Source organism: Komagataeibacter oboediens (assembly GCF_003207815.1).
Lineage (GTDB): Bacteria > Pseudomonadota > Alphaproteobacteria > Acetobacterales > Acetobacteraceae > Komagataeibacter > Komagataeibacter oboediens.
In genome coordinates this window covers 1-13,728 of record NZ_NKTX01000057.1, presented here as the reverse complement: position 1 = coordinate 13,728, position 13,728 = coordinate 1, and the positions used below count along the sequence as shown (strand labels likewise).

Sequence of the window (13,728 nt, the reverse complement as noted above, 5' to 3'; positions counted from 1 at the left end):
AGCGATGCATTCCACCGAGAAAACAAGATTTAGAGAAACGCAGAGAGATAACAAATGTGATCCATTGCATCGAACCGGCCGTCCACATAGGTCATCCAGATCCTTCACCCAGCGTCGGGCGCATCCATACAGCAGTTCGCCCGCTGCCGTCAGGCGCATGCCGGACGGCAGGCGTTCGAACAGCGGGGTCTGGAGCTGTTTTTCACCCAGCAGGATATGCCTGTTGATGGCGGACCCCGCGATATGCAGGCTCTCGGCCGCCTTGCGTATGGAGCGATGGCGGGCCACGGCCAGGAAATAGACCAGAAAGCGGGAAAAGGGCTGCATGCGTTCTTGTTTTGAGAATGGTAAATGATCAATTATGATATATCTGAGAGCGCATTGCCTGTGAAATGATCTTTCTGACAGCCGCCGGACCATGTCCGACCCGTTCAGGAGAACCCATCATGACCACCGCCTGTGCCCGCCCTACAGACGCCCACAGCCTGCCCCGTAACATGACGTTTGATGTGGATGACTGGACCATCCTGGCCCGGTGCTGGTACCCGGTCGCCCTGGTGCGCGAACTGGGCGATCAGCCGCTGGGCGTTACCCTGCTGGATGCCCCGCTGGTGGTCTATCGCGCGGGGGATGGCATTGTGATTGCCGATGACCTGTGCCCGCATCGTGGTGTTCCGCTAAGCATGGGCAAAGGTGATGGCCAGACCGTGGCCTGCGCCTATCACGGCTTCCGTTTCGGCGGGCAGGGGAAGTGCGTCCGGGTTCCCGCCCACCCCGACAGCGCGATTCCCTCGAAGCTCAACCTGCGTACCTATCCGGCGGTGGAACGCTATGGCCTGATCTGGACCTGCCTGCGGCCGGAAGGGGATACGCCAGCCATTCCCCCCATGCCGCACTGGGATGATCCGGACTACCAGCAGATCAACTGCCCGTGGATCGACATTGCCGGTTTTGCAGGACGGCAGGTCGAAGGGTTCATTGACGTGGCCCACTTCGCCTTTGTTCATACCGACACCTTTGCCGACCCGGAAAACCCTGTGGTACCGCCGTACAAGACCCGGATTACGCCGGACGGGTTTGAGGCGGAATATCGCAGCAGTGTCGGCAATTACCCCATTGGCAAGTCCGATCGCGGACGGCCCGGGTTCGAATGGCTGCGGCATTTCCGGGTGCATGTGCCTTTTGTCGCGACACTGGAAATCCACTTCCCCGATAATGGCCGCCTTGTCATCATGAATGCGGCGTCACCCGTATCGGCCCGGCAGACGCGGATGTTTGCGCCGATGTGCCGGAATTTCGACAAGGATCTGCCGCTGCAGGATGTGTACGACTTCAACCTGAAGGTTTTCGAGGAAGACCGTGCGCTGGTGGAAGCGCAGAAGCCTGAAAACCTGCCCCTGGACCCGACGCTGGAGGCACATGTGATGGCGGACCGTAGCTCGATCGCCTATCGCCGCGCCCTGCGCACGATGGGGCTGAGCCAGTTTTTCACGGCCTGAAGGAAACACGGCCCATGTCTCCCCTGTTTCCGGTCCATGTCGATGATGTCGCCCCAGAAGGGACGGAGTGCGTGCGCCTGCGCCTCGTGGCGCGCCCCGGCGACGACACGCTCCCGGCTTTTGAACCCGGCGCGCATGTGGATGTCATGACGCCGTCCGGCCTGATCCGCCAGTACTCACTGTGCGGGTCTGCCGATGACCCGTCCGCCTATCTGCTCTGTATCAAGCGCGAGGCGGATTCACGTGGTGGGTCGCAATCGCTGTGCACGCAGGTGCGGCCGGGCATGGAACTGCAGGTCTCCGTCCCCCGCAACGCCTTTTCTTTGCCGGCCGCGCGGCGGTATGTACTGGTGGGCGGCGGGATTGGCGTAACGCCACTTCTGTCCATGATGATGCGCCTGCAACGTGACAATGCCGACTGGCAGTTGCATTTTTACGCGCGCGACCCCGAACGTGCGCCGTTTCGCGATATGCTGGATGCCAGCCCGTACCGGGAGCATGTGCGTTTCAGCCAGAGTCCGCGCAACGGTGGATATCCCGCCGTTCTGGATATACCCGACCCGGACACGGCGATCATGCTGTGCGGGCCGGACGGATTCATGAATGCCGTTTTCGCCCATGCCGTTGCGGCAGGCTGGGAGACCGGGCAGATTCATACGGAATATTTCCGGCCCACGGATTCAGCCCATGCCCTGTCTGAGCGTCCTTTCGAGGTCGTGCTGGCGCGATCGGGACAGACGGTGCACGTGCCCGCGGGGCAGAGCATTGCCTCGGCCCTCCTCGCGGCGGGGGTGGATGTTGCCCTGTCGTGTGAACAGGGCATGTGCGGCGCCTGCGTCGTGCCTCTTCTGGCGGGGGAAGGGGACCACAGGGATATGGTCCTGACAGAGGAAGAACAGGGCGGCAGTATCGCCCTGTGCTGTTCACGCAGCCGCAGTCCGTCCCTGACGCTGGATATGTAGGGACTGCCGGAACGTGACCTTCTGACAAGGAAACAAAATTTTGCGGATGCTGTCTTTTTCAATACAAGGACGGCGTTTTCCAAAATCTGCTGGAAAAAGCTTCACCACAGACGTCCTGTGATTTGCAATCTGTCCTGAAGAAACAGGCTGTGCCGGGCATTTGCGGAACGGGACAGGGGGCAAATGGCCGCGCGGCGGTGACGGGATCGTTGTCTTGCCTGCACGGCATGGGGGACTGCATGATCGGGTTCCGACATGACAGGATATTTCCGTGCAGCCTGACCCTTCGCTGGACCCCGCTTCCACCTATACGCCTGCAACCCGCCTTCTTGTGTTTACCGGCCTGATCATGACCATGGTCATGGGGGCGCTTGACCAGAGCATTGTCTCGACCGCGCTGCCGACCATTGTGACCGATCTTGGCGGTCTGGCGCATATGTCGTGGGTAGTCACCGCCTTCATGCTGACTTCCACCATAGCAACGCCCATGTATGGCAAGCTGTCCGACATGTTTGGCAGAAGGCCGCTGCTTGCATTCAGCATCGGGGCCTTGCTTGGCGCGTCCCTGCTGTGTGGCCTGGCGCAGGGTATGTGGCAGCTTATCGTATTTCGTGGGCTGCAGGGCATCGGGGCCGGTGGTCTCATGACATTATCGCAGACGGTGATCGGTGATATGGTCACGCCACAGCAGCGTGGCCGGTACCAGGGACTTTTTACCGGGGCCTTTGCCGTCAGCAGCGTTGCCGGACCCTTTCTGGGGGGCGTGCTGACCAGCGCCCTGTCATGGCGATGGGTCTTCCTTGTCAATCTGCCGATCGGGCTTCTGGCCCTTGGCCTGATCATGTTCGGCCTGCCCGCTGGACGGTCCGAAGCGGAACCACAGGTTGATTATCCGGGCGCTGCCCTGCTGGCTGTGGCGACGGCGGGCTTTTTGCTGCTGTTCAATTCGGTTGGCACGGCGCTGGCGTGGACGTCGCCGCTGACGGTCCTGCTGCTTGCGGGCAGTGTTGCGTTTTTCGTTCTGTTCATCTGGCAGGAACGGCGCGCGCCAGAACCGCTGATCAGCCTGGGGCTGCTGCGGATCGCCAGCTTTTCCGTCTGTGTTGCGGCGACGGGGATCATGTCCTTTGCCATGCTGGGATCGCTGGTTTTCCTGCCGCTATATTACCAGCTTGTCCTTGGGCAGACGCCGGAAGTATCGGGATTGATGATGCTGCCGCAGGTCGGCACGATGATGGTCAGTTCGGTGGTGGGGGGATATGTCTCATCACGAACGCAGCGTTATACGCTGCTACTGGCCATGGGGGTCGGGATCGAATTCTCGGCGCTGACCCTGATCGCATTCTGCGCCCACCATGGCGCACCTGCGCTGTTTTTCCTGCTCAGCCTCGGCTGCCTTGGTGTGGGCATGGGAATCGGCATGCCGAATGCAACGGTCATCATCCAGAATTCCGTGCCGCCCGACATGCTGGGAATCGCCACGGCCATGATGGCCTTCATCCGTTCCCTTGGTGGCTCCCTTGGCGTTGCGCTGTCGGGCGGGGTCATGGCGCTGACATTGCAGGGACGGCTGTATGCTCTGCCTGAAAAAATCGACGTGGCGGCGTTTCTGGAAAAAGGGATGGCCGCCGTGCAGGGACTATCGCCCGCCATGCACCTGCAGGTGCGTGAAGCCTACAAGGCGGCGATCAGCGCCAGCCTGAGTGTCAGCAGCAGCTTCATGCTGCTGGCGTTCCTCATGATCGTGGGGCTGATGACGCGCGGACGGCGGGCCTGAACATGCCGCCAGCAGGGCGGGGGATTCCCCCTTGCATGGCGAAAGCCCCTGATTTAATTCCATACGGACGGATTGAAACGACAGAGGAAACGCATGGCGCGCCCCAGGACCATTGACCGCAAGAACGTGCTGGACTGCGTTGAACAGCTTGTCCAGCGTGAAGGCGCGAACGCCCTGACGCTGGATGCCGTGGCGCGCGAAGCGGGGATTACCAAGGGCGGCCTGCAGTACTGCTTCGGCAGCAAGGACGACCTGATCAGCGCGCTGATCGACCGCTGGCTGGACGCATTCGATGCGCGTGTCGCCCGGCATATTGGCCCCGATGCCAGTGTGGTTGACCGGGCACGCGCCTATGTCCGGGCAGTCAGCCAGCTTGATGACACAACCCAGGCCAGAATAGCCGGCATGCTTGTCACCTTGCTTCAGTCGCCAAAATATTTACAGAAGATACGCGCCTGGTACGCGGGGTGGTTCAGCGGGTGCGACCCGGACTGTGCGGAAGCCCGTCAGGCCCGTACCGCGCTGTTTGCTGCCGAAGGGGCATTTTTTCTAAGAAACCTGGGCTTTGTAGAAATGGATCAGGAATGGTGGCATACGGTTTTCGCTGATTTCCAGCGACTGCTTCTGCCAGACACCCAGGCGGCCTGATCCAGACCAGCAATATCCTTCACATTCTCCATGATAGTTCACACAGGTATGGAAAACATGACAAGGGAAAGTCGTCCGTTAACAAAAACCACGGTGCCCGCCGGTGCCGCGACGCCCCAGACCGCTTCCGACACCACTTTCCCCGCTGCTGGTACCCGGTCCGTGAAGAAAGGCGGCGCACCGGTCCCGGCTGCCGCCGCGTCGGGCCTGCGGGCAATGGACAACAGCCTGTCCCATACGATTTCCGCCGCGTGTGACTGGCTGATCGGGCAGCAGAAGCCCGATGGCCACTGGGTCGGGTCGGTTGCGTCCAATGCGTCGATGGAGGCGGAATGGTGCCTTGCGCTGTGGTTCCTCGGGCTGGAAGATCATCCGCTGCGGCCCCGTCTGGGCAAGGCCCTGCTGGAAATGCAGCGCGAGGACGGGTCATGGGGCACGTATTACGGCGCCGGGAATGGCGACATCAATGCCACCGTGGAATCCTACGCCGCCCTGCGCTCGCTTGGCTATCCCGCCGATGACCCGGCGATTAGCCGGGCCGCCACATGGATTGCCAGCAAGGGCGGGCTGAAAAACATCCGTGTCTTCACGCGCTACTGGCTGGCCCTGATCGGGGAATGGCCGTGGGAGAAAACGCCCAACCTGCCGCCGGAAGTCATCTGGTTTCCCAATAAATTCGTTTTCTCCATCTACAATTTCGCGCAGTGGGCGCGTGCGACGCTGGTGCCGCTGGCCATCCTGTCCGCGCGCAGGCCCAGCCGCCCGCTGCGCCCGCAGGATCGGCTGGACGTGCTGTTTCCCGGGGGGCGTGCGAATTTCGATTACGAACTGCCCGCCAAGGGCGGGAAGGATCCATGGGGCACGTTCTTCCGCACGACGGACCGTGGCCTGCACTGGCTGCAGTCGAAATTCCTCAAGCGCAGCACCCTGCGCGAAGCTGCGATCCGGCACATGCTGGAATGGATCATTCGCCATCAGGATGCCGATGGGGGCTGGGGTGGCATCCAGCCGCCATGGGTGTACGGCCTGATGGCGCTGCATGGCGAGGATTACCAGTTCCATCATCCCGTCATGGCCAAGGCGCTGTCCGCGCTGAATGATCCCGGCTGGCGGCACGACAGGGGCGATGCCAGCTGGATCCAGGCAACGAACAGCCCGGTGTGGGATACCATGCTGGCGATCATGGCCCTGCATGATGCCGATGGCGAAACGCAGTTTACGCCGGAGATGGACCAGGCGCTGGGTTGGCTGCTGGACCGTCAGGTACGTGTAAAGGGCGACTGGTCCATCAAGCTGCCGGATGTGGAACCCGGTGGCTGGGCGTTTGAATATGCCAACGACCGTTATCCCGATACGGATGATACGGCTGTTGCCCTGATTGCGCTGTCGTCGTGCCGCAACCGCGAGGAATGGAAGAAACGTGGCGTGGAGGAGGCCATAAGCCGCGGGGTGAACTGGCTGATCGGTATGCAGAGCGAGTGCGGTGGCTGGGGCGCGTTCGACAAGGACAATAACCGCAGTATCCTGTCCAAGATTCCGTTCTGTGATTTTGGCGAGGCGCTTGATCCGCCATCCGTCGATGTGACGGCGCATGTCATCGAAGCCTTTGGCATTCTGGGCCTGCCGCGTCATATGCCTACCGTCCAGCGCGCGCTGGCCTATATCCGCGCCGAACAGGAACCCGACGGGCCGTGGTTCGGTCGCTGGGGTGTCAATTACCTGTACGGTACGGGGGCAGTGCTGCCGGCACTTGCGGCAATTGGCGAGGACATGACGCAGCCCTATATTACCAAGGCCTGCGACTGGCTGGTGGCCCATCAGCAGGAAAATGGTGGGTGGGGTGAAAGCTGCGCATCCTATATGGAACTGTCCGCGGTCGGGCGGGGGGCGACTACGCCATCGCAGACCGCATGGGCGCTGATGGGCCTGATCGCAGCCAATCGCCCACAGGATTACGATGCCATTGCCCGCGGGTGCAGGTACCTGATCGACCTGCAGCAGGCGGACGGAAGCTGGCAGGAAAAGGAATTCACCGGCACCGGCTTCCCCGGTTACGGTGTTGGCCAGACCATCCGGCTGGATGATCCCGCGTTGTCAAAACGGCTGTTGCAGGGGGCGGAACTGTCACGTGCGTTCATGCTGCGGTATGACCTGTATCGCCAGTTCTTCCCGATCATGGCGCTGAGCCGTGCCGCACGCCTGATAAAGGCGAAAAAATAGGAAAGCATTTATGGGAACACCGCCTTTTTCAAACAGGCGGTGTTCCCTGAAGCTTCCCTTGATGTCATGGGTGTTTCAGGGGCAGGTGCCTGAAATACCCTAAAAGGCAGCCGTGAAGCGCACCCCATAGGTCGCAGGCGGGGTCAGGATATACATGCCGTCGGTCAGGGCGTAATCGACAACACGGTTGTTGAAGGCGTTGTTGGCAAAGACCACAAGCTGGTTTTTCTTCCACGTCGTGCCCAGTGTCAGGTCCAGCCGGTCAAGCGAATGCCACGGCATGTCGGTAATATCCAGCGCGCCGCCTGCCTCATGGTGCCAGTTGACGCTAAACAGCAGGTTCTGGGTGGGTGTGATGGGATACGCCATTTCGGAGCGTATGTTCGTCGTCCATGTCCGGGTGTCAGGCAGAAGCTGGTTGCCGACATAACTGCCATATGACAGGCCACCGGCCATGCGGGCATGCAGCCAGCCCATGCTGGCCGAAAGGGACCACCAGCCTGTCGGCAGGAACCGGGCCGACAGTTCCGCGCCGTATGTCCGCGCGCTGCCGACATTGGCCAGGTAGTAGAAACTGAATGCGGCGGGCGCGCGTGGATCGGCCTCATCCAGCAGAAGATGGCTCTGGGTCATGTAAAACAGGCTGGCATTCACGCCCAGACGCCCGCTCAGCCACCGGGTGCGGCCACCCAGTTCATAATTGGTTGCCGTTTCTTCACCATAAGGGATCAGGGACGGGGTGGTGGTGGTCGTGCTGAACCCACCCGCACGGAAGCCATTGCTGTACAGCGCGTATAGATTGACGTTCTGGAACGGGCGGTAATTCAGTTCGGCGCTGGGGCTCCAGTTGCCATAGGTCGCGGTATCGCGGAGCGACATGTCCGGGTACACATTGCTGAACAGGGCGGCAATGGCCTGCCCGCTGGGTGTCAGCGGAGTATTGTACTGGTTATAGGCCAGTGTCTTGTGGTCGTGCGTATAGCGTGCCGTCGCCGTCAGGCTGAGCGTGGGGGTGAAATGGAAGGTGGAGGAAATGAACCCCGACCATGATTGCGTCCCGATGCCCGACCCGGGACCGGGGGCGTATTCGCTCATGTCCTGCGTGCCGGTATTGGGGAAGCCGCCACCGGGAATGGTGGAACATGTCGGGTCACCCTGTAATGCGTCACAGGCGATATTGCCCCATATGCCCTGCAGTAGGCTCAGGTCGATTTTTGTATTGTAGATCTGCTGGAATGAAAAGTACTCATGGAAGTACGAAGCCCCCGCCATAAAGGTCAGGCGACGGTTCTGTGGGGAGGACCATAGAAGTTCAGTGTAATAGTTGCGTGTGTTTTCGTGGCGGATGAACTGGTTCTGCAATGTCAGCGGATAGGACGATGCCGACAGGTCGGTACGGTCCCCGTCTTCAACGGCATTGAGGTGATAGTCACGATAGGACGACAGCCACTGAAAAGTACCCCAGCGGGATGTGTATGTCAGGTCCTGCGACAGGTAGAGCTGACGGGTATGGGAACGGTCGGGGGTATCGCGGTAAACCACGCCTGGCGTCTCGGCTGTGCCGGTCTGGACCAGGTTGGCAACGCCATTGGGGGCGTAACCCGCCAGGGAGGGACCATGCAGGTCCGAATATTCCGCCATCCATGTCAGTGACAGGTGATCGTTCGGAGTCCATTTCGCGCCCAGCCGCAGGCCCTGCTGGCGGGACCGGTCTTCGTATTCATGTAATGTGGCGTTGTACAGCGCGCCCCGGGGCTGGTCGATGTACCAGCCCGTCAGCCGGATCGCAAAATGGTGGGACAGGGGCACATTGATCGCGCCCTGCAGTTCACCGCGCCCGTAATTGCCATAGGACCCCGTCAGGTATCCGCCGGTTTTCTGTTCGGGGGTTGCGTAGATCACATTGACTGCGCCCCCCACGGCATCGCGTCCGTACAGTCCCGTCTGGGGGCCTGGATTGACCTCAACGCGCGCGACATCCACCTGTGGTCCCAGATTGGTGCGCAGGCCGCCATCGTAAATCCCGTTGCGGTACATGCCAAAATTGGGATCGGCATTGTTATCCACCTGACGGATGCCGCGGATGTTGATGTATGTATTGATATTCTGTGGATCCGTTGGCACCACCGCATTCGGCACCATGTTCATGATGCTTTTCATGTCCAGGATATCAAACGCATGGAGTGTCTGCCCGCTGATGACGGTCGCGGGGGCCGGGACATCAAACAGCCGTTGGGATGTGCGGCGTGCGGTTACTTCCATCTGTTCGGCCTGCGGCCTGTCCCGTGCCACCTGGGTGACAGGGTGTTTCCTGGACTTCTGGTGGGCTTTGGGGCTTGCGGCCCTGGATGGCAACAATACGGAATGTAACGTAAAGAAAGAAAGCATGCACGCAGGCCATAATCGGCCGGTGGCCTGTCGTTCCCTGCGCAAGAAAAAGGGACGGTTATGGATCATTTCTTACGGGAATCCGCGTGTCAGTTCGGCGCCGGTTCAGGCGATGGCGGATCAACGTATGTGCGCGTCGCCCGATTGGGAAATAAAAAATGATCATGGCCGCGATTAACTGGGGAATGCTGCATATGACAGTATAGCACAGCAACAGTCCCGTCAGCGGAGGGCCGTGATTTGCCTGTCCCGCATGATAATGGACCCAGCCCAGAATGATGAAACCCGCGCCGCTGCCCATCGCCAGGGCCGTTTTCGTGATGAGTGTATTGAGCGCGTAAAGGGTGCTGGACTTGCTGGTCCCTGTTTTCCAGATGTCATAATCTATGACATCCGCCAGTATGGCATATGGCATGAAATTGGCGGGGGCGGATAACGCGCCGCCCGCCGCTGTCAGCAGCATGATGAAGGGCAGGCTGTGCATGCCCGGCGCAGGCAGCAGGGCAAGCGGTCGTGTCAGTGCCGACAGGATCATGCTGATGGCCCACAGCGCGTGACGTTCCATCCGCCGTTCTGCCCTGCCCCATAACGGAATGGCCACGATGGTGGACAGGAAAAACACGATCATGATGAGCGGGAACACGCTGCCCACGCGCAGGTAGTCATTCAGGAAAAGAAACGTCGTGGAAAACCATATGCCCTGTCCCACGCCCCACAGGGCGATGGCGAGGAAATACAGGGCAAGGGGACGGTTCTGTTTCAGGGACCGCGCCAGGTCACGCAGGGTCGGGGCAATGGTGCGCGCGGATGGCCTGTCGGGAACATACCGCATGATGCATATAACAGCGGGCAGCATCAGTACTGCATACAGCCAGACAATGACGCGCAGCGTTCCCTGCGTGAAACCCGTCGTGCCGTAAAACCGGAACAGGATGACAGGCACCAGCCAGAAGATCAGGCTGCCCGCAACGGTAAACAGGCCGATTGCTGCATTGATGCGCGTTCGCAAAGGCGGGGTTGACCCGAGTTCCGCGCTCCATGCGCTACGGGGGATTTCAAACAGGGAATAGCCAAAATACAGGACAAACGCCCAGACCCCATAGTACAGGATGGTCGCATGTGACGAAGGCTGGAACAGGAAAAACAGGGCAACGCAGCAGATGACGCCACTGGCGATCCCCCACGTCCCCCGTCCATTGAAACGGGTGCGGGAACGGTCGGACAGAAAACCGATGGCCGGGTCCAGCAGGGCATCAATGACACGGCATAATGATGTGGCTGTCCCGATCTGCAGCAGGGTCACGGCCGTATGGCTGGCGTAAAAAGCCGGGATGAAAATATTCATCGGCAGGATGATGAAAGCGGCAGGGAGTGCAGGAAAGGCAAAGAGCCAGGTTTGCAGTCTGGTCAGTCCCGTTTGTGCAATCGTTTGCTTATGCACGGAGGGGGAAGGGGAAGGAGCCGGAACCATGACAGAAAAATTCTTTCCTTCTCTCCACGAACCCGCCCTTGATAAGCAAAAAACAGTTTGCATGAAAGGCCGGAATGAAAATAGTCATGACTGGACAGTTAAAGAGATGAACGACACGGGGCGGGGGAATGGAAGGGCGTGTGTTGCCCTGTTCGCACGGTATGTGCAAGCGCATGCCGACAGGGAAGGGGTGAAATCCGAAGCCATGATGCGGCAGTCCCGGCACATGCTTCATGGTTTTCATGTGAAGGCGGCTGGGAACGGCTTTGCCCCCGTGGCGAAAAGGGTCGCCGGGGATCAGGGCTTGGCCCCGAGCACCTTTGGCAGGTCCCCCCTTATGAAGGCATCAAGAATGCCAGTGAGGAAGGTCGCGATGCTTTCGCGCGGATTGTCCGTTTTGGAAAACGGGCCTTCGACGGGGTTGGCGATGAACAGGTTGGAAAGGCCGCAGAGCATGGCGTACATCCCGTATCCGATCTGCACCTTGCTTCCCAGTGTTGCCATGTCCCCGGGACCAAAATCATCACGGCTGGTGAAGACCCTGTAGCCGTACATCAGTTCCATGAGGTCCTCGAACGCCGCACTCGCGGTCAGTCGGTAACGGGGGTAGGTATAGGCATCGGGTATGTAGCCGAACATCAACCGATAAAGCTGCGGGCGGAGCCGTGCGAAGTCCACGAAATACAGGACCGTCCGCTTCAGCGCTTCGGTCCGGGTTGCCGAGGTGCGGCTGATATGGGCGGCCTGTTCGCGGAAAACCTCGAAATAATCTGCGGCAATTTCCAGCAGCAGGTCGTTCAGGCTTCCGTAATGATTATAGAAATTTGCAGGCGCAACCTTCACCTCCCGCGCCAGGCGACGTACTGACAGATCTTCCAGCCGTTCGGTGTCCAGTATCCTGACGGTTGCAATCCGCAGGTCCTCGGCAACATTTCCTTTATGGTAGGCTCTTGAAATGGGACGTCATCCTTATGGGCATGGCGGGGATCGGTTAGGGAAACATATGGTGAAAGATGGCGGGGGAACCATCCTTCTGTTGGAAATGTGATCCCTGACGATTATGACCTTAAATAACGGCGACAGAAAGATGGTTTCATATACATGATCTGACGTAAGATTCCTGTGCTCCCTGCCTCTCCCCCACTGCATTATGGTAGAAACCCTTAACCTGCATTTTAAAGTCCAGGATTTCCCTGCAATCAAGGGGGTAGGGGCATCTGCCCCTGCGCCGGGTCATCTGCCGGCCGGGTCAGGGTATGGTACAGTTCATTGTGAATGAAGGCATCCACTATGCCTTCGATCATCTGCTGCGGGCTCTGTCCCGGTTTGTTGTCAAACGGCAGCTGGCCGTCGGCCAGCATCATCGCCAGTCCATGCCCCATGGCGCACAGGCCATATCCGATACGGGCCCGTTTCCTGGTGCCTTCAATATCATGAAGGTGGAGCATGTTCCGGCCGTATATGATCTCCAGCAGGGCGGCAAAGGCCTGCATTGCCGCGGCGTGATAGATCCGGTGTGAAATGGCGTTGGGTACATAGCCGAACATGATGCGGAATGTCTGCGGATGACGCTGCGCGAAGCCTGTATATTCCACCAGTGACGCCTTCAGCGCATCCGTGCGTGTTGTTGCGTTGCGGTGGAAATAGCGGAGCTGCCGGGTGCATTCCCTGAATGCCTCGGCGGCAATCGTCAGCAGCAGGTCATTGATGCTGGAAAAATAATTGTAGAAATTTGCTGGCGTCACGCCGACTTCCCGCGTCAGGCGGCGCACGGACACGGATTCGACCGTTTCCCTGTCCAGCAGGTGTCGAGCCATGCGTATCAGGTCTTCTGCAACATGGCCCTTGTGATAGGGGCCATTTTTTGTTGTGGGCGAAGGGGCGTTCATCCGTTTCTTTCTTCCCTCCATGCCCCGCGCAGGGGAATGGAAATACCGTACTACCGTTACCGGGCGGACATGCGCGGGCGTTGCGCAGGCATAATGAACGTCGTTCATATAAAAATGCGATAAAAACCGTCAAGCAGAACGGGTGCACGCAGGCCATGATCCAGATGGGTGGATAACATGCAGTCATGCCTGATTCGGTACAATCAGGTTGTGCAAATATAACGCTGATATTCAAACAGAAATTTAATGGAAATATTGTGTCAGACATGCCGGGTGGTCAGGAGGTATCCACTTTCCGGGTCATGTCTGGTTGTCCTGGCCTGTCTATGGGAAATGGAAAAACCTACCCGGAATGATGGGTACGCCTTGACACATGCTTAATGTAAAATTAACACAGTTCGCATTGGCCTGACGCGACATCATGTTGGGCAAGCGGTTGCAAATGAACATGTGTCGATATTTTTCAGGATATGTCCAGGGTATCAGGCATTAATTCCTAAGGTTTGAACTAAACAGTGTTTATTTCCGGGGCGGTCATTCGCTTTTCCGGAACATGCGTGGGTACCCGTCCATCCGCCATGGCCACACGGCCGTGGACGGGCGTGGGGCGGGTATCCGTAGTGTAGGGTAGCGGCATAGCTGACGATGTACGGAACGTGGTTCACGACGGGGAAGGTCACCGACCTGCTGGCGCGCACGGGGCTTGACCGTGTGCCGGTCTGGGTGCCGGTGGTGCTTGGCGTTGTCCTCATGGCCTTCGTGGGGTCGGTCAGGATGTTAAGCGGCATGGAAAAGTGACCCCTTCGGAAGGGGGACAGGCAGCCAAAAACGACCCCTTTCTGAGAAACGGGTTCACGATGGCCTTCATGCTGAA

At 59.3% G+C, this 13,728-nt stretch carries 11 protein-coding genes; 6 read left to right on the top strand and 5 right to left on the bottom strand.

Translation table 11 applies throughout. The annotated features are described in order from the left end of the window. Positions 1-327: LysR family transcriptional regulator (locus CFR80_RS14225; protein ID WP_258367825.1), on the bottom strand; the 327-nt coding region annotated here is incomplete at its 3' end. Between the two features lie 119 nt (positions 328-446). Here CFR80_RS14225 and CFR80_RS14220 point away from each other — a divergent pair. The 5 genes from CFR80_RS14220 to shc all read left to right on the top strand — a co-directional run bounded on the left by CFR80_RS14220 (position 447) and on the right by shc (position 7,106). Beyond that, on the top strand, positions 447-1,499 hold the full coding sequence (locus CFR80_RS14220; RefSeq protein ID WP_010515907.1) for an aromatic ring-hydroxylating dioxygenase subunit alpha: 1,053 nt from the start codon (positions 447-449) through the stop codon (positions 1,497-1,499). A 14-nt stretch (positions 1,500-1,513) separates the two neighbouring features. Further along, complete coding sequence (locus tag CFR80_RS14215) at positions 1,514-2,461, top strand: PDR/VanB family oxidoreductase (protein WP_010515908.1); 948 nt, start codon at positions 1,514-1,516, stop codon at positions 2,459-2,461. Between the two features lie 271 nt (positions 2,462-2,732). Beyond that, positions 2,733-4,238 carry an MDR family MFS transporter gene (locus CFR80_RS14210; RefSeq protein ID WP_010515909.1) on the top strand — a complete coding sequence of 502 codons (1,506 nt, stop codon included), beginning with the start codon at positions 2,733-2,735 and terminating at the stop codon, positions 4,236-4,238. Between the two features lie 93 nt (positions 4,239-4,331). After that, a complete protein-coding gene (locus CFR80_RS14205) occupies positions 4,332-4,886 on the top strand; it encodes a TetR/AcrR family transcriptional regulator (protein WP_010515910.1) in 555 nt (184 codons plus the stop codon). Positions 4,887-5,102: 216 nt separating this feature from the next. Further along, positions 5,103-7,106: a squalene--hopene cyclase gene (gene shc / locus CFR80_RS14200; RefSeq protein WP_232275899.1), complete on the top strand. Its 2,004-nt coding sequence runs from the start codon at positions 5,103-5,105 to the stop codon at positions 7,104-7,106. A gap of 99 nt (positions 7,107-7,205) precedes the next feature. Here the strand turns inward: shc and CFR80_RS14195 are convergent, their stop codons facing one another. From CFR80_RS14195 to CFR80_RS14180, 4 genes are all read right to left on the bottom strand, one after another. Continuing rightward, positions 7,206-9,398 (bottom strand): TonB-dependent receptor, encoded by a 2,193-nt coding sequence (locus tag CFR80_RS14195; protein WP_258367824.1) that lies wholly within the window; start codon positions 9,396-9,398, stop codon positions 7,206-7,208. 154 nt (positions 9,399-9,552) lie between these two features. Further along, entirely contained in the window at positions 9,553-10,965 is a 1,413-nt protein-coding gene (locus CFR80_RS14190) for an MFS transporter (RefSeq protein WP_010515914.1), read from the bottom strand. A gap of 297 nt (positions 10,966-11,262) precedes the next feature. After that, positions 11,263-11,808, bottom strand: coding sequence for a TetR/AcrR family transcriptional regulator (locus CFR80_RS14185; protein WP_010515915.1), 546 nt, complete (start codon positions 11,806-11,808; stop codon positions 11,263-11,265). A 356-nt stretch (positions 11,809-12,164) separates the two neighbouring features. After that, a complete protein-coding gene (locus CFR80_RS14180; RefSeq protein WP_258367823.1) occupies positions 12,165-12,962 on the bottom strand; it encodes a TetR/AcrR family transcriptional regulator in 798 nt (265 codons plus the stop codon). 537 nt (positions 12,963-13,499) lie between these two features. Here CFR80_RS14180 and CFR80_RS19450 point away from each other — a divergent pair. Then, entirely contained in the window at positions 13,500-13,652 is a 153-nt protein-coding gene (locus CFR80_RS19450; protein WP_181418235.1) for a hypothetical protein, read from the top strand. The last annotated feature ends 76 nt before the right edge of the window (positions 13,653-13,728 follow it).

Excerpts from the sequence above, each read along its gene's own strand:
- CFR80_RS14220 (WP_010515907.1), top strand. The coding sequence starts at position 447 with ATGACCACCGCCTGTGCCCGCCCTACAGACGCCCACAGCCTGCCCCGT.
- CFR80_RS14215 (WP_010515908.1), top strand. The coding sequence starts at position 1,514 with ATGTCTCCCCTGTTTCCGGTCCATGTCGATGATGTCGCCCCAGAAGGG.
- CFR80_RS14205 (WP_010515910.1), top strand. The coding sequence starts at position 4,332 with ATGGCGCGCCCCAGGACCATTGACCGCAAGAACGTGCTGGACTGCGTT.
- shc (WP_232275899.1), top strand. The coding sequence starts at position 5,103 with ATGGACAACAGCCTGTCCCATACGATTTCCGCCGCGTGTGACTGGCTG.
- CFR80_RS14190 (WP_010515914.1), bottom strand. The coding sequence starts at position 10,965 with ATGGTTCCGGCTCCTTCCCCTTCCCCCTCCGTGCATAAGCAAACGATT.
- CFR80_RS14180 (WP_258367823.1), bottom strand. The coding sequence starts at position 12,962 with ATGAACGACGTTCATTATGCCTGCGCAACGCCCGCGCATGTCCGCCCG.
- CFR80_RS19450 (WP_181418235.1), top strand. The coding sequence starts at position 13,500 with ATGTACGGAACGTGGTTCACGACGGGGAAGGTCACCGACCTGCTGGCG.